General features: G+C 60.2%; 33 protein-coding genes and 5 tRNA genes. 25 read left to right on the forward strand and 13 right to left on the reverse strand.

The window, feature by feature from the left end:
* Nucleotides 1–21: 21 nt before the first annotated feature.
* The 10 genes from fabF (at nt 22) to JGZ97_RS03090 (ending at nt 8,051) form a co-directional block, all read left to right on the forward strand.
* On the forward strand, nt 22–1,263 hold the full coding sequence (fabF, locus tag JGZ97_RS03045; RefSeq protein ID WP_207061128.1) for a beta-ketoacyl-ACP synthase II: 1,242 nt from the start codon (nt 22–24) through the stop codon (nt 1,261–1,263).
* A 29-nt stretch (nt 1,264–1,292) separates the two neighbouring features.
* On the forward strand, nt 1,293–2,132 hold the full coding sequence (pabC, locus tag JGZ97_RS03050) for an aminodeoxychorismate lyase (protein WP_207061129.1): 840 nt from the start codon (nt 1,293–1,295) through the stop codon (nt 2,130–2,132).
* Nucleotides 2,126–3,175 (forward strand): endolytic transglycosylase MltG, encoded by a 1,050-nt coding sequence (mltG, locus tag JGZ97_RS03055; RefSeq protein ID WP_207061130.1) that lies wholly within the window; start codon nt 2,126–2,128, stop codon nt 3,173–3,175. The genes pabC and mltG overlap by 7 nt, the downstream gene beginning before the upstream one ends.
* A complete protein-coding gene (gene tmk / locus JGZ97_RS03060; RefSeq protein ID WP_207061131.1) occupies nt 3,175–3,804 on the forward strand; it encodes a dTMP kinase in 630 nt (209 codons plus the stop codon). Before mltG ends, tmk begins: the two co-directional genes overlap by 1 nt.
* Nucleotides 3,801–4,802 carry a DNA polymerase III subunit delta' gene (locus JGZ97_RS03065; RefSeq protein ID WP_207061132.1) on the forward strand — a complete coding sequence of 334 codons (1,002 nt, stop codon included), beginning with the start codon at nt 3,801–3,803 and terminating at the stop codon, nt 4,800–4,802. The genes tmk and JGZ97_RS03065 overlap by 4 nt, the downstream gene beginning before the upstream one ends.
* A gap of 4 nt (nt 4,803–4,806) precedes the next feature.
* Nucleotides 4,807–5,169, forward strand: coding sequence for a PilZ domain-containing protein (locus JGZ97_RS03070; RefSeq protein ID WP_207061242.1), 363 nt, complete (start codon nt 4,807–4,809; stop codon nt 5,167–5,169).
* Between the two features lie 9 nt (nt 5,170–5,178).
* On the forward strand, nt 5,179–5,952 hold the full coding sequence (locus JGZ97_RS03075; RefSeq protein ID WP_207061133.1) for a TatD family hydrolase: 774 nt from the start codon (nt 5,179–5,181) through the stop codon (nt 5,950–5,952).
* Between the two features lie 248 nt (nt 5,953–6,200).
* Nucleotides 6,201–7,076 (forward strand): radical SAM protein, encoded by an 876-nt coding sequence (locus tag JGZ97_RS03080; protein WP_242521497.1) that lies wholly within the window; start codon nt 6,201–6,203, stop codon nt 7,074–7,076.
* Nucleotides 7,076–7,654, forward strand: a complete 579-nt coding sequence (locus JGZ97_RS03085; protein ID WP_207061134.1) for a DUF1285 domain-containing protein — start codon at nt 7,076–7,078, stop codon at nt 7,652–7,654. The genes JGZ97_RS03080 and JGZ97_RS03085 overlap by 1 nt, the downstream gene beginning before the upstream one ends.
* Nucleotides 7,641–8,051, forward strand: coding sequence for a secondary thiamine-phosphate synthase enzyme YjbQ (locus JGZ97_RS03090; protein WP_207061135.1), 411 nt, complete (start codon nt 7,641–7,643; stop codon nt 8,049–8,051). Before JGZ97_RS03085 ends, JGZ97_RS03090 begins: the two co-directional genes overlap by 14 nt.
* Nucleotides 8,052–8,057: 6 nt before the next feature.
* Here the strand turns inward: JGZ97_RS03090 and JGZ97_RS03095 are convergent, their stop codons facing one another.
* From JGZ97_RS03095 to JGZ97_RS03125, 7 genes are all read right to left on the reverse strand, one after another.
* The gene (locus JGZ97_RS03095) at nt 8,058–8,540 is read right to left on the reverse strand and encodes a chemotaxis protein CheW (RefSeq protein WP_207061136.1); all 483 of its coding nucleotides are present in this window, start codon (nt 8,538–8,540) and stop codon (nt 8,058–8,060) included.
* On the reverse strand, nt 8,522–9,352 hold the full coding sequence (locus JGZ97_RS03100) for a hydroxypyruvate isomerase family protein (protein ID WP_207061137.1): 831 nt from the start codon (nt 9,350–9,352) through the stop codon (nt 8,522–8,524). Before JGZ97_RS03100 ends, JGZ97_RS03095 begins: the two co-directional genes overlap by 19 nt.
* Before the next feature lie 14 nt (nt 9,353–9,366).
* On the reverse strand, nt 9,367–9,702 hold the full coding sequence (locus JGZ97_RS03105; RefSeq protein ID WP_207061138.1) for a TusE/DsrC/DsvC family sulfur relay protein: 336 nt from the start codon (nt 9,700–9,702) through the stop codon (nt 9,367–9,369).
* 19 nt (nt 9,703–9,721) lie between these two features.
* The gene (tusB, locus tag JGZ97_RS03110) at nt 9,722–10,015 is read right to left on the reverse strand and encodes a sulfurtransferase complex subunit TusB (RefSeq protein WP_207061139.1); all 294 of its coding nucleotides are present in this window, start codon (nt 10,013–10,015) and stop codon (nt 9,722–9,724) included.
* Nucleotides 10,016–10,017: 2 nt separating this feature from the next.
* Nucleotides 10,018–10,386, reverse strand: coding sequence for a sulfurtransferase complex subunit TusC (tusC, locus tag JGZ97_RS03115; protein ID WP_207061140.1), 369 nt, complete (start codon nt 10,384–10,386; stop codon nt 10,018–10,020).
* A 1-nt stretch (nt 10,387) separates the two neighbouring features.
* The gene (gene tusD, locus JGZ97_RS03120) at nt 10,388–10,780 is read right to left on the reverse strand and encodes a sulfurtransferase complex subunit TusD (protein WP_207061141.1); all 393 of its coding nucleotides are present in this window, start codon (nt 10,778–10,780) and stop codon (nt 10,388–10,390) included.
* Nucleotides 10,781–10,866: 86 nt separating this feature from the next.
* Nucleotides 10,867–11,547: a Bax inhibitor-1/YccA family protein gene (locus JGZ97_RS03125; protein ID WP_207061142.1), complete on the reverse strand. Its 681-nt coding sequence runs from the start codon at nt 11,545–11,547 to the stop codon at nt 10,867–10,869.
* 210 nt (nt 11,548–11,757) lie between these two features.
* Between JGZ97_RS03125 and JGZ97_RS03130 the strand changes: the two genes are divergently transcribed.
* The 4 genes from JGZ97_RS03130 to JGZ97_RS03145 all read left to right on the forward strand — a co-directional run bounded on the left by JGZ97_RS03130 (nt 11,758) and on the right by JGZ97_RS03145 (nt 15,479).
* On the forward strand, nt 11,758–12,528 hold the full coding sequence (locus JGZ97_RS03130; RefSeq protein ID WP_207061143.1) for a pseudouridine synthase: 771 nt from the start codon (nt 11,758–11,760) through the stop codon (nt 12,526–12,528).
* On the forward strand, nt 12,525–13,295 hold the full coding sequence (gene mtnN, locus JGZ97_RS03135) for a 5'-methylthioadenosine/S-adenosylhomocysteine nucleosidase (protein WP_207061144.1): 771 nt from the start codon (nt 12,525–12,527) through the stop codon (nt 13,293–13,295). Before JGZ97_RS03130 ends, mtnN begins: the two co-directional genes overlap by 4 nt.
* A gap of 110 nt (nt 13,296–13,405) precedes the next feature.
* Complete coding sequence (locus JGZ97_RS03140) at nt 13,406–14,587, forward strand: alanine--glyoxylate aminotransferase family protein (RefSeq protein WP_242521498.1); 1,182 nt, start codon at nt 13,406–13,408, stop codon at nt 14,585–14,587.
* A 10-nt stretch (nt 14,588–14,597) separates the two neighbouring features.
* Nucleotides 14,598–15,479, forward strand: coding sequence for an NAD(P)-dependent oxidoreductase (locus JGZ97_RS03145; RefSeq protein WP_207061145.1), 882 nt, complete (start codon nt 14,598–14,600; stop codon nt 15,477–15,479).
* A gap of 17 nt (nt 15,480–15,496) precedes the next feature.
* Here the strand turns inward: JGZ97_RS03145 and JGZ97_RS03150 are convergent, their stop codons facing one another.
* Nucleotides 15,497–16,360: a DUF1853 family protein gene (locus JGZ97_RS03150; protein ID WP_207061146.1), complete on the reverse strand. Its 864-nt coding sequence runs from the start codon at nt 16,358–16,360 to the stop codon at nt 15,497–15,499.
* Nucleotides 16,361–16,362: 2 nt separating this feature from the next.
* Entirely contained in the window at nt 16,363–17,160 is a 798-nt protein-coding gene (locus JGZ97_RS03155; protein ID WP_207061147.1) for a response regulator, read from the reverse strand.
* A 117-nt stretch (nt 17,161–17,277) separates the two neighbouring features.
* On the opposite strand from JGZ97_RS03155, the gene JGZ97_RS03160 reads away from it, so the two are divergent.
* From JGZ97_RS03160 to JGZ97_RS03205, 10 genes are all read left to right on the forward strand, one after another.
* The gene (locus JGZ97_RS03160; RefSeq protein ID WP_207061148.1) at nt 17,278–17,574 is read left to right on the forward strand and encodes an excinuclease ABC subunit C; all 297 of its coding nucleotides are present in this window, start codon (nt 17,278–17,280) and stop codon (nt 17,572–17,574) included.
* A gap of 8 nt (nt 17,575–17,582) precedes the next feature.
* Nucleotides 17,583–19,421: an excinuclease ABC subunit UvrC gene (uvrC, locus tag JGZ97_RS03165; protein ID WP_207061149.1), complete on the forward strand. Its 1,839-nt coding sequence runs from the start codon at nt 17,583–17,585 to the stop codon at nt 19,419–19,421.
* Between the two features lie 34 nt (nt 19,422–19,455).
* Nucleotides 19,456–20,007 (forward strand): CDP-diacylglycerol--glycerol-3-phosphate 3-phosphatidyltransferase, encoded by a 552-nt coding sequence (gene pgsA / locus JGZ97_RS03170; RefSeq protein ID WP_207061150.1) that lies wholly within the window; start codon nt 19,456–19,458, stop codon nt 20,005–20,007.
* Nucleotides 20,008–20,129: 122 nt separating this feature from the next.
* Nucleotides 20,130–20,205 (forward strand) — tRNA-Gly (locus JGZ97_RS03175).
* A 28-nt stretch (nt 20,206–20,233) separates the two neighbouring features.
* Nucleotides 20,234–20,307: transfer RNA gene (locus JGZ97_RS03180), tRNA-Cys, on the forward strand.
* A 13-nt stretch (nt 20,308–20,320) separates the two neighbouring features.
* Nucleotides 20,321–20,407: transfer RNA gene (locus JGZ97_RS03185), tRNA-Leu, on the forward strand.
* An 11-nt stretch (nt 20,408–20,418) separates the two neighbouring features.
* Nucleotides 20,419–20,494 (forward strand) — tRNA-Gly (locus JGZ97_RS03190).
* 28 nt (nt 20,495–20,522) lie between these two features.
* Nucleotides 20,523–20,596: transfer RNA gene (locus JGZ97_RS03195), tRNA-Cys, on the forward strand.
* Between the two features lie 130 nt (nt 20,597–20,726).
* Nucleotides 20,727–21,470: a DNA-binding protein gene (locus JGZ97_RS03200; RefSeq protein ID WP_207061151.1), complete on the forward strand. Its 744-nt coding sequence runs from the start codon at nt 20,727–20,729 to the stop codon at nt 21,468–21,470.
* Nucleotides 21,471–21,540: 70 nt separating this feature from the next.
* The gene (locus tag JGZ97_RS03205; protein WP_207061152.1) at nt 21,541–21,993 is read left to right on the forward strand and encodes a response regulator; all 453 of its coding nucleotides are present in this window, start codon (nt 21,541–21,543) and stop codon (nt 21,991–21,993) included.
* Nucleotides 21,994–21,998: 5 nt separating this feature from the next.
* Here JGZ97_RS03205 and JGZ97_RS03210 read toward each other — a convergent pair whose 3' ends face one another.
* Nucleotides 21,999–22,766, reverse strand: coding sequence for a hypothetical protein (locus tag JGZ97_RS03210; RefSeq protein ID WP_207061153.1), 768 nt, complete (start codon nt 22,764–22,766; stop codon nt 21,999–22,001).
* A gap of 203 nt (nt 22,767–22,969) precedes the next feature.
* Here JGZ97_RS03210 and JGZ97_RS03215 point away from each other — a divergent pair, with 203 nt between their 5' ends.
* A complete protein-coding gene (locus JGZ97_RS03215) occupies nt 22,970–23,599 on the forward strand; it encodes a response regulator transcription factor (RefSeq protein ID WP_207061154.1) in 630 nt (209 codons plus the stop codon).
* Nucleotides 23,600–23,699: 100 nt separating this feature from the next.
* On the opposite strand, the gene ureG is transcribed toward JGZ97_RS03215, so the two are convergent.
* From ureG to ureE, 3 genes are read right to left on the reverse strand one after another with little or no spacing between them, the layout of a single operon-like run.
* Nucleotides 23,700–24,329 (reverse strand): urease accessory protein UreG, encoded by a 630-nt coding sequence (ureG, locus tag JGZ97_RS03220; RefSeq protein WP_207061155.1) that lies wholly within the window; start codon nt 24,327–24,329, stop codon nt 23,700–23,702.
* Nucleotides 24,330–24,375: 46 nt separating this feature from the next.
* Entirely contained in the window at nt 24,376–25,101 is a 726-nt protein-coding gene (locus tag JGZ97_RS03225) for an urease accessory protein UreF (protein ID WP_242521499.1), read from the reverse strand.
* Nucleotides 25,067–25,606, reverse strand: coding sequence for an urease accessory protein UreE (gene ureE / locus JGZ97_RS03230; RefSeq protein WP_207061156.1), 540 nt, complete (start codon nt 25,604–25,606; stop codon nt 25,067–25,069). The genes JGZ97_RS03225 and ureE overlap by 35 nt, the downstream gene beginning before the upstream one ends.
* Nucleotides 25,607–25,612 lie beyond the last annotated feature (6 nt).

Raw genomic sequence — 25,612 nt, forward strand, 5'->3', positions numbered from 1 at the left:
TTTCTTTGTTGGAGGTTTGCTATGTCTCGGAGAAGAGTGGTGGTTACTGGCCTGGGTGCCCTGACCCCGGTAGGTAACACAGTCAAAGAGACGTGGGACAACATTGTTAACGGGCGCAGCGGCATCGCGCCCCTGGAGAACTTTGACGCCTCTGCCTTCAATACAAGGTTCGGCGGAGCGGTAAAGAATTTTGACCCCAGCGCCTACATGAATGTCAAAGAGGCCCGCAAGATGGACCTCTTTATTCAGTACGGCATGGCCGCCGGCATCCAGGCGATGGAAGATGCCGGGCTTGAGGTCAGCGAAGAGCGGGCCGGGCGGTACGGTGTGGCAGTAGGCTCGGGAATCGGCGGGTTGCCGATGATCGAGAAACAGCACGACGTACTCAATGCCAGCGGGCCGCGCCGGGTCTCTCCTTTCTTTGTTCCAGGCAGCATCATTAATATGATCTCCGGCAACCTCTCAATCCGTTACGGGATGAAGGGGCCTAATATCGCCATCACCACGGCCTGTACCACGGGTACGCACAATATCGGCTCGGCGGCTCGCATGATCGCTTACGGTGATGCGGATGTGATGCTGGCGGGCGGCGCAGAAATGGCGACCACCCCGCTGGGGCTGGGCGGTTTCTCCGCGGCCCGGGCGCTCTCTACCCGCAACGATGATCCCCAGGCGGCCAGCCGTCCCTGGGATAGAGACCGTGACGGCTTCGTGCTGAGTGACGGCGCCGGGGTGCTGGTGCTCGAAGAGCTGGAACATGCTAAAGCACGGGGCGCAAAAATTTACGCCGAGCTTTGTGGCTTCGGCATGAGCGGCGACGCCTACCACATGACCGCGCCGCCGGAAGACGGCAGCGGTGCGGCGGCCTCCATGGCCAACGCGGTGCGTGATGCCGGGATCAACCCCGATCAGATCGATTACATCAATGCCCATGGTACTTCCACGCCGGCCGGGGATATCGCCGAGTCCAATGCGGCTAAGCGGGTGATGGGCAGCGCCGCTAAGAAGGTTCGCATGAGCTCGACCAAGTCCATGATCGGTCACCTGCTCGGGGCGGCCGGTGCGGTAGAAGCGGTCTTTTCAGTACTGGCGATCCGGGATCAGGTTGCACCTCCCACTATTAATCTGGATAACCCCAGTGAAGGCTGTGATCTTGATTACGTGGCCCACAGTGCCCAAGAGATCAAGATCGATGTCGCACTCTCCAACTCCTTCGGTTTTGGCGGTACCAACGGTACCCTTTTGTTCAAGAAATTCGTCTGATCTTCGCGGGCCTCAGGCCCGCGTTTGTTATGCTGTCGCCTCTCACTCTCGTCAATGGACTCGCCTGCGCTCATGGCTCTGTTCTGGATCGTGGCTTTGCCTACGGGGACGGGCTATTCGAGACGCTGGCGGTAGATCAGCGCAGCCCCCTTCGACTCGACCGCCACCTGGCTCGCCTGCGCGAGGGAGCACGCCGATTGCGGATCCCCCTAGATGACCAGCTGGAGGCGGTGATCAGCGATGAGTTGCGCTCACTTTGCGAGGCTTTCGAAGCCCCGCAAGCGGTTGCCAAAATCATTCTTACCCGGGGTGAAGGGGGGCGTGGATACCGGCCGCCGACGGGTGTCCAGCCTGGCCGGATTGTTCGCCTGAGTGAGCGGCCTGTATTCCCCCGGAGCCACGAGGAAACCGGGATCGAGTTGTTCTTGTGTGAAACGCGTCTTGGCATCAATCCGGCGCTGGCCGGAATAAAGCACCTGAACCGGCTGGAGCAGGTGCTGGCCCGCTCTGAGTGGGAAGATGAATACCCGGAGGGACTGGTTCGCGATATCGAGGGGCGCATCGTCGAGGGCACCATGAGTAATCTCTTCCTCCTGAAGAATGGCGAACTCCTGACTCCTCGCCTGCACCGGTGTGGCGTCGCCGGGACGGTAAGGGCGTTAATTATTGAGTCCGCTCAGAAGCACGGAATCGCCGTCCGCGAAACCGATCTGTGGCTAAAAGACCTTGAAGAGGCCGACGCCATGGCGGTGACTAACAGTCTTATCGGCTACTGGCCGGTCAATGCTTTCCAGGGGCGCCGGTATACCATCGCGCCATGGCAAAGGCTGCTGGCGCCCTGGCTTAAAGAGGGCGTGAAACAATGCTAAGGCGCCTGTTGTTGCTCGTTCCCATCATGCTGGTCGTGGCTGTGCTGGCTCTGCTGGTGGGTAAGCAGAAGGTCTTGGATTTCGGCGAGCGCCCGCTGGCGTTGGAACAGGAACAGACCTACCAGGTCAGGCCCGGGTCGTCATTTGGTACCATGGTGCGGGAGCTGGAAGCGCTGGGGGTCGTTGATCAGCCGCAGCTGTTTCGCCTTTACGCCCGCCTGGACGGGAATGCCAACCGGATCCACGCCGGCGAATACAGGCTGCAGCCTGGCATGACCCATGGTGAACTTTTTCAAAACCTGGTTGCGGGCGCCGTTATTCAACGGCAACTGACCTTTGTTGAAGGTCTCCGGGTGGTGGATTTTCTGGTTGAGCTCGCCGCGGCCGAAGGGGTGGAACAGACCGAAGGTGGTCTTACCCCGTCGCGGGTTGCCGAGTTGTTGGCGCTTGATGGTGATAACCCGGAAGGCTGGATTTACCCCGACACCTACGCCTATACCCGCGGCACCCAGGATATCGAGATACTGCGTCGCGCCTACCGGCGTATGCAGGAGGAGCTGGCAGAGGCTTGGGATGGGAGGGAGAAGGGGCTGCCCCTGAAGTCTCCCTACGAGGCACTTATTCTGGCTTCGATCGTGGAAAAGGAGACGGCGGTCGCTGAGGAGCGCCCGGCCATTGCCGGTGTTTTTGTGCGGCGGCTGCAAAAGGGAATGCGGCTACAGACCGATCCGACGGTGATTTACGGCATGGGGGAGGCCTATAACGGCAATATTACCCGGTCTGACCTGCGCCGCCGAACGCCTTACAACACCTATCGCATCGACGGACTGCCGCCCACTCCCATCGCCAGCCCGGGGCGGGCCGCGCTCGATGCGGTATTGCACCCGGCGCCGGGCGATGCACTCTATTTTGTCGCCAAGGGAAACGGGTATCATCAATTCTCGGCCTCCCTGGCCGAGCATAACCGCGCCGTTCGGCGCTATCAGCAGCAGGCGCGGCGGTCGGATTACCGCTCGGTGCCGACGGACAAGAACGGGAATTAATGCACCAGCTAACGGGTAAGTTCATCACTCTCGAAGGGTGTGAGGGCGTCGGTAAAAGTACCAACCTGGATTTCATCCGTCGTTACCTTGAAGAAGCCGGGGTCACCTTCATCAACACCCGTGAACCGGGCGGAACGCCGCTGGCGGAGGAGATTCGTGACCTGCTGTTGCGGGAACGGGATGAGCGCGTTGATGAGAGCGCTGAACTGCTGCTGATGTTCGCGGCCCGTGCCCAGCACCTCAACAGCCTGATCCTGCCCGCGTTGCGGGAAGGAACCTGGGTCCTGTGCGATCGTTTTACCGACGCGACTTACGCCTACCAAGGGGGTGGTCGTCAGCTGGCCCGGGAGCGTATCGCCCAGTTGGAGCAGTTGGTGCAACGGGAGTTGCGTCCTGATCTGACCCTGTTGCTCGATGTTCCCGTGGAGGTGGGGCTGAGCCGCGCCCGCAACCGCGGTGACCTCGATCGTTTCGAACTGGAGGAGGTTGCCTTCTTCGAGCGGGTGCGTCAGGCGTACCTGAAGCGAGCACGGCAGGAACCCGAGCGCTTTAGGGTGGTTGACGCTGGTCGCCCGCTGGAGCAGGTGCAGGAACAGATTCGCAACATTCTTGACGAGTTCGTGCAATGAATGCAGAGCCTGCCAACGTTCTTCCCTGGCAAAACGCCCTATGGGAAAAGCTCACCGCCTTGCACCGTGACCAGCGGCTCCCTCATGCGCTTCTTCTCAGTGGCGCACCGGGAGTGGGCAAACGCCAGTTTGCCAGCGCGTTGGCCCGGTATCTGCTTTGCCAGACCCCCGGTGCCGGTGCCTGCGGGCATTGTAAAAGCTGTCAGCTCTACGACCGGGGAACCCACCCCGACGCAGTTTGGGTCACTCCGGAGGAGACGGGTAAGGCCATCCGCATCGACCAGATCCGTGAGCTTAACCATTTTCTCTCCGAGGCGGCGCAACAAGGCGGCTATCGAGTATCGGTGATCTATCCCGCCGAGGAGATGAACATCAATGCAGCTAACGCGCTGCTCAAGGCGTTGGAAGAGCCGGGAGAGCGTACTCTTTTTGTCCTGGTGAGCGAGATCCCCGGGCGCATGCTGGCCACCATTCGCAGTCGCTGTCAGCTCTATCCAGTGGAGCTTCCGCCCGAAAATCAGGCGTTGGGGTGGTTGCAGGACCAGGTGGAGGATGCGCAGACCTGCCGCCTGTTGCTGGGGCTTGCGGGCGGTGCGCCGGTACGAGCCCTGGAACTTCACCAGCGGGACGGGCTCGAGCAACGCCGTCAGTGGCTAAAGGCCCTGGCGCAGGTGGCTTCCGGTAAACTGGGTGCGGTGGATCTCGCCGCCACCTGGATGAAGCTGGAGCTGGTCGAATTGCTCGACTGGTGGCTCGCCTTCATGGCGGATTTGATCCGTCACCAGCAGGCCGGGGAGGCGGTTACACTTGCCAACCTGGATGCGCGCAGTTTGGTCCCGAAGTTTGCGGCGCGCGCCAGTGGCGCCCGTCTATTTGATTTCAGGGACAAAATACAGGACTATCGGTTGCAGCTGCTGAGTAAAGCCAACCCCAATAAGCAGTTGTTGTTGGAAGACCTGTTGTTACAATGGTCTTTGCTTTTCAGAAACGAGCGTTAGCAGGATTTTGCACCCGATGGCTCCCAGCCCACGCGTCAGCCACGGTATTCTCTCCCTGGTGATCAAGTCCAAGGACGAGCTCTACCGCAGTTACATGCCCCACATCAAAAACGGCGGTATCTTCGTGCCTACCCTTCGGGATTATCACCTGGGGGAAGAGGTTTTCATGCTGTTGGACTTGATGGAAGAGCCGGATAAGATCCCGGTGACCGGCAAGGTGGTGTGGGTAACCCCCCGTGGCGCCCAAGGCGGCAAAAAGGCCGGTATTGGCATCCAGCTGAGCGCGGAGGACAACACCGTGGTTAGTAAAATCGAGACCTATCTCGCCGGGGCGTTGGGATCGGGACGCCTGACCCACACCATGTAATCCAACGCCATGCTTGTTGATTCCCACTGTCATCTGGATCGACTCGATCTGAGTCCCTACGACGGCGCCCTGGAGCCGGTAATTGAAAACGCCCGCGAGGCCGGCGTGGAGCGTATGCTGTGTGTCGGCACCGACCTTTCCCGCTGGGCCACCATGATGGCGCTGATCGCCCCTTACGAGTCAGTATCGGCCAGCGCTGGCGTACACCCCATGAGCAAGGAGGTGGCGACGCTGGATGTGGAAGGTCTTGAGCGGGCCGTGGCAGACCCGCGCGTGGTGGCCGTCGGCGAGACCGGCCTGGACTACCATTACACGCCGGATACCGCCAACGCCCAGCGAGCGGCGTTTCGCACCCACCTGGAGTTGGCGGCGCGTTACCGCAAGCCGGTAATCATTCATACCCGTAACGCCCAGGAAGACACGCTCGCGTTACTGCGCGACCCCGGGCATGGAGGGGCGGGCGGCGTTCTGCACTGCTTCACCGAGAGCTGGGAGATGGCGCGTCAGGCCCTGGATCTGGGCTACCATATTTCCTTCTCCGGCATCATTACTTTCCGTAACGCCGCTTCCCTGAGGGAGGTGGTCAAGCAGGTGCCCCTGGACAGGATGCTGGTGGAAACCGATGCGCCTTACCTGACCCCGGTGCCTTTTCGCGGCCGTTCCAACGAACCCTGCTATACCCGCCAGGTGGCCGAGTGCGTCGCTGACGTCAAGGGCCTGAGCTATGATGAGGTGGCCGAGGCGACGACGCGAAATTTCGACCAGCTCTTCGCATTACGCTGACCCGGCGCGCTTTTTCATTTTCGGGCCCCTGCCCGCGGAATTAAGATTCGGCAGACCTGGGGCCGGGAGGGTTTGCGCCCCTCTCCGGCAGCTGATTTGCTGCTGTTCGGGCCCGAGGGGTCCACTCCGGTTCTTGGGCGAGTAAGGCGGCATCACCGCCCGTTAAAGCATCACTTTGTTTGAGGCGCTACCGTCGTTGCAAGAGAATCAGAGGCTGAGTGCCGATGCCTTTGGGAGACGTCCATACCATGCAATACATCGAACCCCTGTACAGACCACCCAGCGAAGCCAAATCTTTAATACTCCAAATTACCAACGGATGCAGCTACAACAAGTGCACCTTCTGCCACATGTACCGTGACCCTCAGAAAAAATTCAGGGTGAAGCCAGAGGCGGAGGTGCGCAATGAAATCGCACTTGCGGCACGATACCAGCCAGACCGCATCTTTCTGGCCGATGGCGACGCGATGACACTCTCCTTTCGCCGCCTTCAGGCCGTGTTGCAGGCCATTAAAGAGCAGATGCCGAATGTGCGCCGCGTTTCTGCCTACTGCTTACCCAGAAACCTTAAAAACAAAACGATTGAAGAGCTGGCGGAGTTAAAGAAGCTGGGGCTGGAGCTCGTCTACGTCGGTGTTGAATCGGGGGATGACGAAGTGCTCCGGCGGGTGCGTAAAGGGGAGGATTACCGGTCGACCCTTGACGCGCTGGCCAAGCTCAAGGGCGCCGGCATCAAGGTTTCGGCCATGGTGCTGACGGGGCTGGGCGGAAAGCAATTTTCCAAACAGCATGCGATCAATTCGGCGCGCCTGGTGTCCGAGGCGCAGCCCGAGTACCTGTCGACCCTGGTGCTGATGCTGCCGCAGGGGGACGCACTGGTGCAGGAAGACTACGATGGTCAGTTCGAGCCGCTGTCTCAGCGGGCGTTGCTCGAAGAGAATCTCTTGTTCCTGGAGCACCTGGAGCTTAATAAAACCATCTTCAGAAGCGATCACGCGTCTAACTATCTGGTACTCAAGGGCGTGCTGGGTAAGGACAAAGAGCGGATGATAGGGCAGGTAAAACAAGCCCTTTGCGGCGAGGGCAGCGTTCAGCTGCGCCCCGAGTGGGCGAGGGGGCTCTGATGAAACGCGACGCTCTTGACGACATTGAGCAGCTGGCCGGCAACACCGTCAAGAGTGGGCGGCCGCCGGTGCATGAGTGGAATCCGCCCCTCAGTGGCGACATTTCTATCCGCATTGCGGCAGACGGGCGCTGGTATCACCAGGGATCACCGATCCAGCGTGAGCAGCTGGTCAAGCTTTTCGCCTCCATTTTAAGGCGCGAGGGGAACGAATATTTCCTGGTGACCCCGGTGGAAAAGTGGCGGCTGGAGGTTGAGGATGTGCCTTTTCAGGTGGTCGCCATGGAGGTGCAGGGCAGCGGCACGGAGCAGTGCCTGCAGTTCTTTACTGACATGGGGGATGAGGTGGTTGCCGGCGATGCCCACCCGCTACGGGTGGAGACCCTCGGCGATGGCGAACCGCGTCCCTACCTGATGATTCGCGACGGGCTGGAAGGACGGCTGGTGCGTCCCGTTTTCTACCGGCTGGCGGAGCTGGCGCGGGAATCGAGCCGTGAGGGTCGGCCGGTATGGGTGGTGCAGAGCGCCGGACGTGAATTCGTTGTGGGCCAGGTGGGAGATTCCGATGAGTCGGGTTAAGCAGTTGACGGTGGCTACCCGTGGCCAGGGGTTGGTGGAGTTTACGCCGGACGTGATGCGCTGCGTTGCCGAAGCGGGAGTAGAGGAGGGGCTTTGCACGCTCTTTATCTGCCATACCAGCGCCAGTCTGTGTATCCAGGAAAATGCAGACCCGACTGCCCGAGAGGACCTTGAACGCTGGCTATGCCGGTTGGTTCCAGAGCAAGATCGGCTCTATACCCACACCCTGGAGGGAGCGGATGACATGCCCGCCCATATCAAGGCGGCGCTGACTGCCACCAGTCTTAGCATTCCCATAAGCAACGGGCGAATGGTGCTGGGTACCTGGCAGGGAATCTACTGCTGGGAGCACCGCCACGGTAGCCACCGGCGTCGGGTGGCGGTGCATATCGGCTAAAAGGGATCAGGGTTCGCCGCTGCTGTCGTCGTCGATCATGCGGTTGAGGTCCAGCAGGATGATCAGGGATTCGTCGTGATAGCTAACGCCCTGGATGAACTTGGTGCTCTCCTCGGTGCCGACGTTGGGGGCGCGCTCGACCTGGGACTGCTTCAGGTAGATAACCTCGGCGACCGAGTCGACCAGCATACCGACGGTTTGGTCTTCAAGCTCAATCACGATAATGCGGCTGTCGTCGGTATTGGCGTCGGCCCGAGCGATACCGAAGAGGGTGCGGGTATCAACCACCGGAATGACGTTGCCGCGCAGGTTGATAATGCCCAGAATGTAGTGTTGAGCGCCGGGAACGGGCGCAATTTCGCTCAGTCGTAAGACTTCCTTGACCTGCATAACGTTGACGCCATACAGCTCCCCTGCCAGCTCAAAGGTCGCCCATTGCAGCTGCTCGTCGTTGTTTTCCTGCTCCGCGCTCAGTTGCTCGGTTGCCATGACTCTCGGTTCCTAGACAGATGAGGATGATTGGATCGCAGGCCAGGGGCCAGCCAGTCCAGACTTTGTTGCGTGCCGCTCCGGGGTAGGTACTCCAGACCAACCCAGCCAGTATACCCCAAAGCGTCCAATTGACTGAACAGGCGGGGAAAATCCAGAGTTCCGGTGCCTGGTTCGTGGCGTCCCGGGACATCGGCGATCTGGATATGAGCGGTGTGCGGCAAGACGCTTTTAAGCTGTTTGAACAGGTCTGTTTCCATGATCTGCATATGGTAAACGTCGTACTGCAAAGCGAGGTTCGGGGCATCAACCTGCACCAGAAGCTCGATCACGGTGTCAGTGCGATGCAACAGGAAACCGGGGATATCCTGGGTGTTGATCGCTTCTACCAGCACGGTGACACCCTGGGGCGCGCACTGGGCGGCAGCATAGGCCAGGTTTTCCTTCAGGCAGTCCAGGGCTGCCCGGGGGCTTAAACCGCAAGGTGGGATGCCGGCCAGACAGTTGATCTGCCGGCAGCCCGTTGCCTCTGCGTAACTCAGGGCCTGCGCTACCCCGGCTTGAAACTCGGCCTGGCGGAGCGGGTCGCAAGCGATGCCGCGTTCGCCGCGGCTCCAGTCACCAGCGGGAAAGTTGATCAGCACCAGTTCAAGTTGGTGTTGGCGCAGCCGGTCGGCGAGCAGGGCGGGGGGCATCTGGTAGGGAAACTGGATCTCCACCGCGTCGAACCCGGCCGTCGCAGCAGCGCTAAAACGCTGTGGCCATGGATGTTCGGTAAACAGCAGGCTGAGGTTGGGGCAAAAGCGCGGCATGGCTAAAAAAGAGGTCAGAGACAGTTGGTGGGTTTGGGCAGCCCGGCGATTTTGCTGGCAACCTTGGCGGGGCTGCCGGGAAAGAGGCGAAGCAGGTGCAGGCTGCTGCCTTTTTCTCTGCCGAGCTTGATCCCAGCCTGCTTGACCAGTATTCGCATCGCCGGCGAAACTTTGTACTCTTTATAAAAAGAACGCAGTAAATCTATGATTTCCCAGTGCTCGTCCCCGAGATCTATTTGTTCTCTGCGGGCAAGCTCGACCGCAACCTGACGGCTCCACTGGTGGAGGTCGCGAAGAAAACCTTCCCGATCCAGCTCGACCGTTGCGCCTTCAACTTCAATCTTATTCATGGTCTAAAAGTGCTCAGGATCAAAACCAGCTCTGTGACTTGGCGTAGGCCAGAGTAAGTTCGACAAAGCCGTGATCGTCGGTGGGTTTAACCGAAGCGTGGAGCTGGTCCAGGATGCCCCTGGCGCGGCAGTCGGCCTCGAGGGCGTAAACCGGAATGGCAGGGGCGAGGGATGCCAGGCCCCGGGGAGTATCGAGTGCAGCATACACCCCGTCTTCGATCAGCAGCAGCGCATCTTCCGGAGAGATGATGCGCAGGCAGCTGTTCAGGCAGTCGCTTTGAAACGGAGACTTGTTGACGATATGCAAAATCACAGTCAGAAACTCAGCAGGTGGGCGTTGTTTACGAAGAGATCACGCAGTGCGTGCCCCCCGACGGGCGTCGCCGGAAGGGTCAGGCTTTCGGGGCTGATGGCCCGCAGGTTAAGCGAATCCAGCTCAACGTAAACCCTGTCCACATCGTACATGGGCAACACCGCCAGCATGGTGGCGAGGTTTTTGGCGTCAATCGCGGATCCATCCTGGTTGGGAGTTAGCTGAAAGACGCCATCGTCCATAAACAGCAAACTCACCGGCTGCTCGAAGGCTGCGGCGGTAAGGACCGCATCCAGGGCTTCCCGGGCGAGCTGGCCCTGGTAGGGGCCGTGGCGTACCACCACCAGCAGGCTTTTGTCGGCTTCTTGCATGTTACCCCCCGAAGGTGATCACCCGGTCGCTGTTCAGTGTGGCGTCAGTCAGCTGGCCAAGGCCGGAGAGCGTAAACCCCGGCGCCAGGTTGCAGGCTTCTTTTTCGTGGCGCCTGGCCTCGTCAGCGTCCAGGACCCCCCTTCGCAAGGCGGCTGCGATGCAGACCACCAGGTCCAGCTCCCGGGCCTGTCCCAGCTGTTGCCAGCGGCTAAGCAGATCGTTTTCGTCCTGCGGAGGCGCCGCCAGGGCGGTGGCGGTATGGACGGCTTCGCCATAGAAAAACACCCGGGTGATTTCGTGGCCCAGTTCCAGGGCAGCGCTGACGTAGCGATAGGCGCTGGCCGCTGCGCCTGAACCTGTGGGTGAGCCGTAAACAACAACAGCGATTTTCATAGCCGTGTTCCCAAGTAAAAAAAGCCCCCGCGGTCCGGGGACGGCGGGGGCGATTTTAACCCAACTTTCTGGTCGTTGCTGTTGCTTTAGTCGTCGCTCATTACGCCAACCAGGTGTAGCAGGTGCACCAGCAGGTTGTAGATGTTGAGGTACAGGCCCACCGTGGCCATCACGTAGTTGCTGTAGACGCCGTTGACGATATTGCTGGTGTCATAGAGGATGAAGCCTGCCATCAGCAGCACGACCAGGGAGGAGAAGGCCAGGCTCAGGCCGGAGATTTGGATGCCGAAAAAGGGCAATACCAGCAGTACCACCATGGCGATCAGGGCCACCATCATACCGGCGGCGAGGAACCCGCCCATGAAGCTGAAGTCCTTGCGAGTGGTCAGCACGTAGGCACTCAGTCCCAGGAAGGTGAGGGCGGTCATGCTCATGGCTGTCATCACGATCTGGCCGCCGTTGGGTAGCGCCAGGTAGTGGTTTAGCAGCGGTCCCAGGCCAAAGCCCATCAGGCCGGTGAAGAGAAAGGTCAGGGGCAGGGCCCAGACGCTGTTCTGCATCCGGTTAAGGATGAAAATCATCACGAAGCTGGCGATCACGCTACCCAGGTAAACGATGAAGGGCGGGTTGATCGCCATGGAAATGCCGGCGGTGACGGCGCTGAAGACCAGCGTCATCGCCAACAGCATGTAGGTGTTGCGGATCAGCTTGTTGGTATTGAGCGCCTCGTGACTGGTACGAGTTGCGGCAACCTGTGCGTTTCTCATAGTTAAACCCTAATCTTCTCTTTCAGTTTTAGGTGGTTATGGTGATTTGTCGGAAGTGTAGACCGCCTGAATGCGAATTAGTTGCTTTTATAACAGCCTTGCACCGGGGAAGCCAGTCTCGCGCCGGCTTCGGTTGACTTGCCGGGGGGCGCGCTTAACATAGGCCCCTTCATTTCGTGCCAGTCGGTGCGATCAGAGTATTTCAGAGCCATGAGCGAACTGCGGATTTTATACCGGGACCGGGATTTCATCGCCATCGACAAGCCGTCGGGGCTGCTGGTGCACCGGAGCGAAATCGACCGGCGTGAGACCCGGTTCGTGCTGCAGATGCTTCGTGATCAGATTGGGCAGCGGGTTTATCCGGTGCACCGGCTGGATAAACCCACGTCGGGCGTGCTTCTGTTTGGCCTCTATCCCGAGGCCGCCGGTCGCATGCAGCAGGTATTTCGCGAGCGCCGAGTCAGCAAATCCTACCTGGCGGTGGTGCGCGGTTACCTTGAGGCTGCAGGAGAGATCGATTATTCCCTGAGCGACAAGCGTGAGCGCGAAGAGAAACGGCGACCGGAAGACGTGCGACCACCTCAGCCGGCCGTTACCCGCTACCAAGGCCTTGCCCGGGCGGAAATACCGGTGCCGCTTGGACGCTACGCCAGCTGTCGTTATTCGCTGGTTGCGCTTTACCCGCAAACCGGGCGCAAGCATCAGCTGCGACGCCATATGAATCACATCGCCCACCCCATTGTCGGCGACACCCGCTACGGTGAAGGGGGGCATAATCGGCTGTTTCGCCAGCGCTTCGACCTGAACCGGCTGTTGCTTTTTGCCACCGGCCTGAGCTTCTGGCACCCCTTTATTGAGCAGCGGGTGGAAATTCGCGCCGGTCTGCCAAGTGCGATGGCGCCCCTGTTCGAAGACTTTGGCTGGTCGCTCCCCGAGCTGCTGCCCGCAACCCCTGCTTTTATCCAAGAGACGACGCTATGACGCAATCTTCACCGGACTTTCAACGCACACTCTCCCGGCTGGACCGTCCGCCGGTAGTCGGCATTATCGGCGCCATGGAAGAGGAGGTCACTTTCCTGCGCGAGCAGCTTGAAGAGCGGGAAGACTTTGAACTGGCGGGGTATGAATTCCACAGGGGGCGTCTGGCCGGCCAGCCGGTGGTGCTGCTCAAATCCGGCATCGGCAAGGTGAATGCCGCTATCGGAACCACCATCATGCTGGAACGGTACGCTCCTGATTGCATCATCAACACCGGCTCGGCCGGCGGCTTCGCCCAGGAGCTTGAAATCGGTGACGTGGTGATTTCATCGGAAGTGCGGCAGCACGACTTTGACCTGACTGTGTTCGGCTACGAGCCGGGGCAGGTTCCTCAGATGCCCCCGGCATTCCTCCCGGACCCCTTCCTTGTCGGGGTGGCGGAGCACAGTATCGCCACCGTTGAGGGGGTGAAAACCGTGAAAGGGCTGATTGCCACCGGCGATGCGTTCATGGACTGCCCCGAGAAAGTAGCCGCAACCCGGGCCCGCTTTCCGACCATGCTGGCGGCAGAAATGGAGGCCGGTGCGATCGCGCAGACCTGCCACCGTTTCGGCGTGCCCTTCATTATTTTTCGGGCGCTGTCTGATATCGCGGGCAAGGAGTCCTCGGTGTCCTTCAAGGAGTTCCTGTCCCAGGCCGGGGTTCATTCCGCGCGAATGGTCATCGAGATGACTCGCGAAATCGGGCTGGCGGCGGCAGCCAAGGACTGAGCGCCGCTTCGCTGCCGGTCTTAAACGAATAAAAACAAACTATTTGGGAATGGGTGTTGAGCGGCGGGCGGGTTACGCTCGCTTCACCCAACTACAGGAAACCGCTTACTATGATTCACTCGTTTTACCCTCCTCAGCGCACCCTGATGGGGCCGGGTCCCTCCGACGTCAGCCCCCGGGTGCTGGCTGCCATGGCCCGGCCGACCATTGGTCACCTCGATCCCGAATTCGTCCGCATGATGGACGAGGTCAAACAACTACTCCAGTACGCTTTTAAGACCCGTAACGCGCTTACGCTGCCGGTCTCTGCCCCGGGCTCTGCGGGTATGGAAGCATGCTTTGTGAACCTGGTGGAGCCGGGTGACAAGGTGATTGTCTGCGAGAACGGTGTGTTCGGCGGACGTATGCGGGAGAATGTCGAGCGCTTTGGCGGTGAGGTTATTTCGGTGGTTGACGAGTGGGGGCAGCCGGTCGATCTCGAGAAGGTCCGGGCGGCGTTTGAGGCCCATCCGGACGTTCGGCTGCTCGCCTTTATCCACGCCGAGACCTCCACCGGGGTGCGCTCCGACGCCGCATCGCTGGCCGCCATAGCCCGCGAATTCGGCGCATTGACCATCATGGATGCGGTTACCAGCCTCGGGGGCATCGAAGTGGATGTAGACGGCTGGGGAATCGATGCGGTCTATTCCGGCACCCAGAAGTGCCTCTCTTGTCCTCCCGGCATTTCGCCGGTGAGCTTCAGCGATCGCGCGGTTCAAAAGGTCCAGCAACGCCGCGCCTCGGTGCCCAGCTGGTTTCTCGATAAGAAACTGGTGATGGGGTACTGGGGAGAAGGGGCCAGGCGCACCTATCACCATACCGCGCCGGTCAATGCGCTTTACGCGCTGCATGAGGCGCTGCTGATTCTACAGGAGGAGGGCCTGGAAACCGCCTGGGCTCGTCATCGCCACCACCACGAAGCGCTCAAGGCTGGGTTGGAAGCCATGGGGCTCGCCCTCTTTGTGGCTGGGCCCTGGCGCCTGCCGCAACTTAACACCGTGGTGATACCCGAAGGCGTCGATGAGGCGCGCGTGCGGAGTCGGCTGCTGACTCGTCACAGCCTGGAAATTGGCGCCGGGCTTGGCGTGCTCCAGGGCAAGGTTTGGCGGATTGGACTGATGGGGCATGCCTGCAACGCACACAACGTGCTGCACTGTCTGAACAGTCTGGAAACCGCTCTGATTGCTGAGGGCGTGGACCTCCCCCGCGGCGCTGCCGCTATAGCTGCCTCGGCGGCGTTGGCTGAAGCATAGGAGAACAAAAATGAGCAACAAGCGCGTGGCCTTTATTGGCCTTGGAGTCATGGGCTACCCCATGGCAGGACACCTGCAGAAAGCCGGGTATGACGTCTGCGTCTATAACCGCACCCAGGCCAAGGCGGCTGCCTGGGTCGAGGCCCATGGTGGCCGTCGTGCCGACACGCCGGCCCAGGCCTGTGCGGGGGCGCAGATGGCGTTTTGCTGCGTGGGGAACGATGATGATCTGCGCGAGGTGGTGCTGGGGCCTGAGGGTATGCTGGCGGGGCTTGAGGGCAATACCGTGCTGGTGGATCACACCACCGCCTCGGCCGAGGTGGCGCGCGAACTGTATGCGCAAGCGGCCGGGCAGGGGGTGGCCTTTCTCGATGCGCCGGTCTCCGGTGGTCAGGCCGGCGCTGAAAACGGCGTCTTGACGGTGATGGTCGGTGGGCAAACCGAGGCGTTTGAGAAGGCGCGTCCGGTGATCGGTAGCTTTGCCCGCTCGGTCAAACTGATGGGGGAGAGTGGTGCCGGCCAGCTCACCAAAATGGTCAATCAAATATGTATTGGCGGCCTGGTACAGGCCCTGGCGGAAGGGCTTCACTTCGCAACCCGCGCGGGGTTGGACCCAAAGGCGGTGGTCGAGGTGATCTCCAAGGGGGCGGCCCAGTCCTGGCAGATGGAAAACCGCTACGAAAGCATGGTCGATAACCATTTTGATTACGGCTTCGCGGTCGACTGGATGCGCAAGGACCTGGGGATTGTGCTCGATGAGTCTCGCCGCAACGGCGCCCAGCTGCCGGTCACGGCGTTGGTCGATCAGTTTTATGCCGATGTCCAGGAGATGGGCGGCGGGCGCTGGGATACATCCAGTCTTTATAAGCGCTTCGAGCACAAAAAGTCCTGACCTGCGGGACTTCTCTGTCAGGCGAGTCGGGGCCAATGCCGGGGCATGACCATGCCCCGGTCTGCCTCCTGCCAGTGGTCGGCTACCGGCACCATGCGTGCGAGCATCGCGGGGTGATCCGGGGATAGGGGCGCGGACAGGTCGCGGCTGGCAATAAAGTCTTTCGAGCTTAAGGCTCTTACCGGGCTCAGCCAGCGGTCGCGGGGCACTATCTGGAAGTGCGCTGTGGCGGGTAGCACTGTTACCTCGTCATGGTAGAGCCACCATCCTGTCCAGCTTTTCGCGACGGGCGCTTTATCGCTGTGGGTGAAACCGGAAAGGGGTATGAAGCGGCAGCCGCGGATCCAGCCTATTCGCTGCGTGACGGCACCTCTGTGCCAGCTTTTTCGGAACGCTTCGGTTTCGCTGAGCGGCAGCTGGTGGTTCGCCATGCGGTGGGCCTTTCGCCCCAGGCTGTCGGTTGGATCGGTGCCAAGCCATTCACCATCGAATTCTAAAAAGAACTTAAAAGCAACCTCTAGGTGTATGAAAAAGTTGAATTTATCTAGGCGGTAGATAAAGTCCGCTTCACCGAGAGTGGTGCCGCCTTCGCGCACTGCAACCCCGCGGTAGGCTTCGGCGACTGCTGGATGTGTGTCGAGGAGAAAGAGCAGTAACTGTTCATGGTAAAGCCCCAGTCGTCGAGTCGAGCTGCTTGCAAGGTGGGCCTCGAGCGCCTGGGGGGAGTGGTCCAGTGTTTGGAAGTACGCCTTCAGCTCATCCGGTGCCAGACCGGGGGCGTGGGGGCTGCCTTGAGCCCAGAGGGGCGGGCAGAGTAGCGCCCAGGCGAGGTCGCGGACAGCGGGGTGGGTCAGGCTAGCGAACCAACCTGACGGGTGCATGGTCAGTCTCCCAGCAGGGACTTGATTAGGGCCTTCATCTCCTCGGGGCTGAAGGGTTTGTTGCAGATCGCATTCACCCCTGCTTGCTGCACGCCGCTGAGACGGGTTTCGTTCTGCTCCGATGTGATCAGCAGGATCGGCACCGAGGGCTGGTTGGAGTGGGTGCGGATGTGCTGGGTCAGCTCCTCGCCGTCCATCTCGGGCATGTTGAAGTCGGTGAAGATGAGGTCGAACTCGTTTTCCTCAATGGCTTCCAGTGCTTGCGTACCGTTCTCAGCCAGTACCACCTGGGTGATGCCGACGCTTTCGAGGGCGCGGCTGATGTGCTTGCGCGAAAACTCGCTGTCATCGACCACCAGCACCTGCAGGGAGTCTACGTCGTAGGCGCTGAGCTCAATCTCGGAAGGGTCGACGAAGTGGAGGGTGGCGTTGAGCGCCTTTTCCAAGTCGTCGTGTTTAAAGGGCTTGGGGAGAATCGCCACCGAGCCGGCCTGGCGGATGGGGTCAAGCCGGTGTACGCGGCGCTCGCTGGAGACCAGCATGAAAGGGATCTCCTCCAGGTGCGAGTCAGACCGCATCTGGCCGATCAGCTGGACCCCGTCGCCATCATCCAGGTACATGGCACTGATTACGAGATCGGGCGAGTAGCGGCGCATGAAATCGAGCGCGGTCTCGATGGTGTCAGCGCAGTCCACCTGGCGGCAGCCCGCTTCCGCCAGCTCTTGGGTGATGACCTTTTGCTGAAATACCGAGGGTTCGACGATCAAGATCGCCAGTTCGCTTACGCTGATCCGAGACATAGAAAGGCCTTGGCTAAGTCTTTGTGTAGCTTGAGGGTTTGAACATGAGTCGAAGCCTCTATGATGGCGGTATGTGTTAATATGTGTCAATCGCCAACGGCAACAGGACTCCTTCTCATGAACGAACGTGAGCGTGAACGGCTGGCCGCCCAGGACCGCGATCCGGTTGTTTCCGATACCGATATTAACCGCATCCTGGTCAACGGGGCCCGGATCTCCCTGAGCAAGCTCAAGCGCGCCAAGACCTTCGACGCCCGTCTCTACTACTACGCCGAAATTGGCGTGTATTTCGAAGTGTCCTTGTCGCGGGGGGCGGGCATCACCGACGAAACCCGCGCCTTGCTGGAAGACATCCATGTGCAGGCCACCCATCTGCACATGCAGAAGAGCAAAAACGTTAAACTCGAACGCTGAAGTTGTCGATGCCTGCGGTAGAGCCCCCTTCTTTTGACAGCAAGGCCTTTCTGGCCGGGGTCAGTCAGCGCCCGGGGGTTTATCAGATGCTGGATGAGACCGGGGGCGTGCTTTACGTCGGCAAGGCCAAGAACCTCAAGAACCGCCTCAGCAGCTACTTTCGCGACAGCGGCCTGCCCATCAAGACCCGTGCGCTGGTGGCGCGGATTCGCGACGTTCAGGTCACCATCACCAATAGCGAAACCGAGGCGCTGCTGCTTGAGCACAATCTGATCAAGCGCGAGCGTCCTCCCTACAACATCCTGCTGCGTGACGACAAAAGCTACCCCTATATTTTTGTTTCCGACGCCGAAAGGTTTCCTGCGCTCCAGTTTCAGCGGGGCGGGCGGCGGCGCAAGGGCCGCTACTTCGGACCTTTCCCCAGCAGCGGTGCGGTGCGCGAAAGCCTGAACCTGCTGCAGAAGGTGTTCCGCATCCGTCAGTGCGACGAGGCTTTTTTTCGCAATCGCAGCCGACCCTGCCTGCAGTTCCAGATTGATCGCTGCAGCGGTCCCTGTACCGGCGAGATCAGCCCACAGGCGTACGCCGAGGATGTGCGTCATGCGATGATGTTTCTGGAGGGGCGCAGTCAGACGCTGCGCGACGAGCTGGCCCAGCAGATGGACGCCGCCGCCAAAGCGTTGGATTTCGAAAAGGCCGCCGTCCTGCGCGATCAAATCACCAGCTTGCAGCAGGTGCAGGAGCAGCAACACGTGAGCGGTCTGAGTGGCGACGCGGACATCCTGGCCTGCTGCCAGAAAGCGGGTTTTGCCTGTATTCACCAGATTTTCGTCAAAGGGGGGCGGATCATCGGCAGTAAAACCCATTACCCGAAACTGGCCCTGGAGGTGAGCGAGGCCGACCTGCTGGCCGGGTTCCTCGGGCAGTACTACCTGCAGAGCGAGGCGCGCCCGGTTCCGCCCCAGATCGTGCTCAGCCACGAGCCCGCGGCATCCGAATCACTCAGGGAGGCCATGGTTCAGGCTCGGGGGCGGCAGGTTGCTTTTCTGACCCGGGTCCGGGGACAGCGCCGTGGATGGCTGCAGCTGGCGCAGACCAACGCGCAGCAGCAGCTCGACAGCTACATCGGCAACCGGCAGAACATGCACCGGCGTTTCGTGGCGCTGCAGGATGCACTGGGGCTTGACGCTCCGCCTCGGCGGCTTGAGTGCTTTGATATCAGCCACAGTTCCGGCGAAGCGCCGGTCGCCTCCTGCGTGGTTTTTGACACCCAGGGGCCGCGCAAAACGGATTACCGCCGATTCAACGTTGATGGGGTCACTCCCGGTGACGACTACGCCGCCATGCGGACGGCGTTGCGCCGACGCTACACGCGACTGAAGAAAGGGGAGGGGCAACTGCCTGATATACTGGTCATTGATGGTGGCAAAGGACAGCTGACCCAAGCCGAGCAGGTGTTCGAAGAGTTACAGGTGGATGACGTCTTGCTGCTGGGAATTGCCAAGGGCGTTACCCGCAAGCCGGGGCTGGAGACCCTGATCATGGGAGGGGATCACCGCGAAGAGGTGCTGACAGCGGACAGCGGTGCGCTGCACCTGTTGCAGCATATTCGGGATGAGGCGCACCGCTTCGCAGTTGCCGGTCACCGTCAGCGCCGTGCGAAGAAACGCGGAAGTTCGCTGCTGGAGTCCATCCCTGGGGTAGGTCCCAAGCGCCGGCAGGCGCTGCTGAAGCACTTTGGAGGCTGGCAGGAAATCGGCCGGGCGAGTATTGAAGAAATCGCAAAAGTCTCTACCATTAGCCGCTCGATGGCGGAGGAGATCTACGCCCACCTTCACCAAGAGTGACGGTCGCCCACCCTAAACCTGGTCGCTGATTTCAATGAACATCCCGAACCTACTGACCGCCCTGCGAATAGCACTGATACCCTGCGTACTGGGTATCTATTACCTCCCGTACGGCTGGTCCAGTATGGCGGCTGCCGGCGTTTTTCTGCTGGCTGCACTGACCGACTGGGTGGACGGTTACCTGGCGCGCCGCCTGAATCAGACCACGGCCCTGGGGGCCTTTCTGGACCCTGTGGCTGACAAGCTCATCGTCGCGGTGGCCTTGGTGTTGCTGGTGGAAACCTATGCCGAGCCTTACCTGACGTTGCCGGCCGTGGTGATTATCGGCCGTGAGATCGTCATCTCCGCATTGCGCGAATGGATGGCTGAATTGGGCAAGCGGGCGAGTGTAGCCGTGTCTGCGGTGGGTAAAGTGAAGACCGTCCTGCAGATGACGGCCATCGTTATTTTGCTGGCGGTGCCTCCCCACTCGCTCCTTGCAGAGGTAGGCGTGGCGACCCTCTACGGGGCGGCGGTGCTGACGCTCTGGTCCATGTGGATGTACCTGCGGGCGGCTTGGCCGGAACTTGTCGAGAAGCCGGAGTGAGCGCTTTTCGTCTCTTTGAAAGACGCTGAAATCGGTTGATTTCAAACCGCTTCGATCTCTGTTGACATGGCAGGGCAGCTCTCTATAATACGCACCACCTGAGCGACAGCTCGGGGTTTTGGGCGGGAATAGCTCAGTTGGTAGAGCGCAACCTTGCCAAGGTTGAGGTCGCCGGTTCGAACCCGGTTTCCCGCTCCAACTCTCTTCGTGCACTGAGTGCCGTTGAGGCTGGATGGCAGAGTGGTTATGCAGCGGACTGCAACTCCGTGTACGCCGGTTCGATTCCGACTCCAGCCTCCATGTTCTCCCATTTGCCTGGATGGTGGAATTGGTAGACACCGGAGACTTAAAATCTCCTGACCTTCGGGTCGTGCCGGTTCAAGTCCGGCTCCAGGCACCACTAGCAGCAGAGCGGGAATAGCTCAGTTGGTAGAGCGCAACCTTGCCAAGGTTGAGGTCGCCGGTTCGAACCCGGTTTCCCGCTCCAACTCTCCTGTTTGCCGGTGGCCCATCCAGGCTGGATGGCAGAGTGGTTATGCAGCGGACTGCAACTCCGTGTACGCCGGTTCGATTCCGACTCCAGCCTCCATTTATCCCTCGTTTTTCTACTGTTCCTGATTCCATCGCGCCCATTTCCGTCGCTTGAATGCTCCGGGAAGGGTGGTTTTTTGTGTCGCGGAAATTAGAATACATATCAATCGATATGTATGGAGTATCAAATGGTATCCTCAACCCAGGAACTGGTGTTTCGAGCGGCTGATGAGTTGCTGCAAGAGGGGCGACGCCCTACGCAGCAGAGTGTGCGCGAGCGGATCGGGCAGGGAAGTGTCACGACTATCAATAAGGCATTGAACCGGTGGTGGGCTGAACTGGGCGGACGGTTGCAGGGACGGCGCCGCATGCCTGAGCTCCCCGAACCGGTGGAAGCGGCCATTAAAGACATTTGGCAGCTCGCGCTGGCGCACGCCGAGCATCAGGCTGAGGAAGCGCGGCGCGAGGCCGCTTTGAGAATCAAGGCGGAGCGGGAACAGTGGACGCAGGAGCGTGACGAGAAGCAGCAGGTGCTGAGCGGCTATCAGGAGAAGCTGGAGCGGGCGTTCGACCGAATCGACGCTTTGCAGCGTCAGCTCGATGAGCGGCGCGAGCAGGAGGGCGAGGAGGACCGCAGGCTGCTGGACCAAGAGCGCAAGTTGCTGGCCGGAGAGCGGGAGCTGCGTGCGCTCAATGCTGAAAACCGCAAGCTTCGCCAGACCATTGAACGGCTCGAGGTAGAGCTGCTAAACAAGCTAAAAAACAACAGCCTGAGTGGCAAGTCGGAGAATCTAGATGAAGCGGGCGCGCAGGAGGGGTTGGCCGAAGAAAACCGGAACCTGAGGACGGTTCTCTCCCAGGCGGATACGCGGCTGGCTCACCAGGAGGCTGAATTGGAGCGTTTGCGGAAGGCCCTGCAGGGCGAAGACTGAACGGCCCGCTGGCGTTGATTACGTTGTCCGGTTAGCATTGTCGCGCAGTCAGCGGAGCCTGAATACGTTCATGAACATTACCATCCCCGATTACTACAAAGCGTCCCAGATTATCACCGCGGTGAAAGAGGCTGAGCCCGGCGCCGTACTCAGCTGCACGAACGAGCGTCAGTTTGCGCTGCTTAAAATCGCCCTGGTTAAACTTCAGCGCAGTGAGCTGACGCTGCAGTTGCTGGACCAGCAGGGATATGCTTTGCGCCAGGTCACCACGCGCAAAAAACAGGCTGAACCGCAACCCTCGGCAAGCGACGAGATGGCCGCATCCCAGGTAAAAGCCGTGCGGGAACTTGAGAAAGCGCTGGTGCTTTGCCGGCGCGAGGGGCTGGCGGTGATCGGCTTCAGTGACAGCCTGGTGGCGGTTCCCGAGCACCTCGGTGCTGGACTCGAAGTGCTCAGCTCCACCTCCGCCATGGAGGTAGATACCGGCGACTGCTACCGTGGTTTTGAAGATGATATGGAGTAGACGCTTTAGCCCAGAAAGCTCCGGGTATCCTCGATAACGCTGCTGTGAGGCAGCTCCACCAGCTTGATCAGCTCCAGCTCGTCCCCCTGGGTTTTGAATAGGCCAAGGGCGAACTCGTAGAGGTTGAGCTGGTACTTCAGCATCAGCCCTTCAGCGAGGAATTGCAGGCAGATCGAGCCGCCGGCATCACCGTCTACGGGCGCTTCCGTTTCAATTTTAATCTTGTGGTGGTTGAGTTTCTTGTAGCTGGTGCCCATCAGCCGGTTGAGGATGTAGTCGTGTTTTAGCAGTTTCTGCACGCGGCGACCGTTATTCAGGTCTTTGATCTGGTATCCGAAGCCCTTGTTGACGACCTTGTAACTGAGCTCGGACCCGGTGACGCCGTTTTTGAGGGTCAGCCGAATGCGGTCATGCCCCAGGGTTTGCGAGATCGGCTTCCAGGCCTCCCACGAGGAGCGGGGGGTGAAGGATTCCAAAATTTCGATGATCTGCATGCAGTGCTCACGAAACACGTCCGGGTCGGATTCATGGGCGTAGCGCCAGTAGGTGCCGGTGCGGGTCTCGAAACCGGCGTACCCCGGAGTGCTCTGATCGTCGATATTGATCCCGTCCTCGCGCAGATCATTGCAACCCAAGTGGAGCGTCAGGGTGCCTTCCTGCGTATCTCCCCATTCGATTGTGCCGTCGTAATTTTCTCCGCAACGGTACAAAACACGCAGCCCTTCCGGTGGCAGATCCTGGGGCCTGATATGAATCATCACGTGTGCCGCCATCCCAATTTCTCCTGACAACTGGCTTGGTAGAGGTAAAAATAGCAGCTTAATGCCCGGCGGGCCGTATTCAAGCAAAATGCTGCAGTGCAAATTAACGCATTGATAAATTGAGAAAAAGCCTGATGGCGATCTAACCGAAGGTATGGGTGAACTTTCGCCGCTTTTGACATACACTGCCCCCTTCATCGTTTGCGGAGTCCCTTATGTCTGCGACCACAGTAATGCTGGTGGATGATCACGAAATCGTCCGCGCCGGCTTTCGACGTTTGCTGGATAACGCTGCGGACCTACAGGTTATCGGTGAAGCTGCTACCGGCGAGGACGGCTACCAGCTCTACCTGGAGAGCAAGCCGGACGTCGTCGTGATGGACCTGTCCATGCCTCCCGGCGTTGGAGGGCTTGAGGCGATCAATCGCATCCTGGCCTCCGATCCGCAGGCGCGTATCCTGGTTCTTACCGTACAGGAGTGTGAGCCATACCCCTCCCGTGTGCTTCAGGCCGGTGCCAAAGGTTATCTCACCAAGCGCTGCGCTCCCGAAGAGCTGATCGCAGCGGTGCGGCAGGTCGCCCAGGGGCGTGAGTTTATCGCGCCGGGTATTCGCAAAGAGCTCGATGGGAAGGGGGCCTCCAAGCTCGAGGCGCTCACCAAGCGCGAACTGCAGGTGTTTACGCTGCTGGCCAGCGGCCAGTCGGTTGCACAGATCGCTGACGCCATGTTTATCAGCCAGAAAACGGTCCATGCGCACCGTGCCAACATTCTCGGCAAGCTGGGGTTGAAGAAGACTTCAGACCTTATTCATCTGGCTATCAGACACGGCATTATTGAAGCCTGATAGGCTTTTATAACAGATGTTTAGCGCTATTTGTTTGATCTGTTTATGAGATTCATCCCTGCTGGTCGGCGCCAAAAAAGCGCCCTTTCAATGGCTCGGTTTAGCCGACCATCACATTTTTAGGCTCCAGCATCCCCTGCTCGACGATAAAGTCGATGATGGCCTGCACACCCTGACCACTCTTGAGGTTACTGAACACGAAGGGGCGTTCGCCGCGCATCTTTGTGGCGTCGCGGTCCATCACCTCCAAGGATGCGCCTACAAGAGGTGCCAGATCGGTCTTGTTGATGATCAAGAGGTCCGATTTGGTGATGCCGGGGCCACCCTTGCGCGGAATCTTGTCACCGGCGGAGACGTCGATCACGTAGAGGGTGAGGTCCGACAGCTCGGGGCTGAAGGTGGCGCTGAGGTTGTCGCCGCCGCTCTCTACCAGTACCAGTTCCAGCCCTGGGTGGCGGGACTGCAGTTCGTCAATGGCGGCCAGGTTCATGGAGGCGTCTTCGCGGATGGCGGTATGCGGGCAGCCGCCGGTTTCCACCCCCATGATGCGGTCCGCTTCCAGCGCTTCATGGCGCAGCAGAAACTGTTCGTCCTCCTTGGTGTAGATGTCGTTGGTCACCACGGCCAGGTTGTAGTGTTCGCGCAGCGCCTGGCACAGCTCCTTCAGCAGCGCAGTTTTGCCGGAGCCGACCGGACCGCCGACACCGACGCGTAGATATTGGGCACTCATCGATTGTTCTCCTCAAACAGGTTCTTTAAATAACGGTTGCACCAGTTCAGCTGCGGAACAGGCGCGAATATTGGGTTTCATGCAGGCTGCTGGCCAGTGCCACGCCGGGCAGGGTGGCGCCGAGCCGGTCATCGGGCAGTCGCTGGGCGGTGGCCACGGCCTGATCGATCACCGGCAGCAACCGCATCATCAGCTGTTGCGCCGCGGTCTGGCCCAGCGGCAGGGTTTTGCAGGCTACCGCGATCTGGTTTTCAAGCCACGCCCAGGCAAAGCCGGTTAACATCTCGCTGTCACTGACGCCGTAGTGGCCGGCAGCGCGGGCAAACTGGCTGCAGTAGCTGGGCTCTGCCGGCAGCCGGTCGTCAGTCTCGATCACCGCCAGTGACACCAGCAGGCGGCGGAGCGCCAGTCCCAGTTGCTGGTCTTCAAACAGCAGTTCTTTGGTTTCACGGTTGGCCAGCAGCCAGTGGTTCCAGTAGTTAACAGCGCCTTCGTCTTTCTGGCGGTAGGCCTCGGCGAAGCGCAACAGCAGCGGCAGCTCCAGCCGCGCCATCCCTTCGCCGAGTACCCCTTGCAGCCACTGCTGCAACTCGCTATCGGTGGTGATCCAGCCGCTGTCGATGGCGTATTCCAGCCCTTGCGAGTAGGCGAAACCGCCGATGGGCAGCGACGGGCTGGTCAGGTGCAACAGGTGCAGCAAGGCACGACTGCTGCCCACTGATGGCGCGCTGTTGATTTCAGTGGGCATGGGAATGCCCGTGCACGTGGTCATGATCGTGACCATGACTGTGGCCCTGAGTATTGCCGTGCGAATGGCTGTGACCGTGGGTATGGCTTTCGTGGCCGATATGGCTGAGACCGTAGGCGCCGTTTTCCGGACTGAAAGGGGCTTGCTCGGCGATCGCGGTGAGGCCGTAACGCTCGGCTAGTTCCTGCAGCACGTGATCGGGCTGGAACCGCAGCCAGCGATCGCCCACCTCTAACGGCACGTGGCGGTTGCCGAGGTGATAGCAGACCTTGGCGAATGCCAGCCAGTCGTCGGTGGAGGCGGTGACTACCGCTTCCGGGGCCGCCGTTACCTGGATCAACTGGCCGCAGTCGGTCTGCAGCAGATCGCCGTCAGCCAGAACCTGGCCGCGTTCGATAAACACGCCCACCTCGCGCCCGCCTTCGGAGGTGGCCTTGAAGCGACCCCGTTTGCGCAGGTCGTAGGGCAGCGCCAGGCGGTCGAGAATGGCGGCCGGCTGGCCGTCAAAGCGTTGGGTGATTTTCAGCATCGGTAG

The organism is Motiliproteus sp. SC1-56, assembly GCF_017309075.1.
In the GTDB taxonomy this organism is placed as follows: domain Bacteria; phylum Pseudomonadota; class Gammaproteobacteria; order Pseudomonadales; family Balneatricaceae; genus Motiliproteus.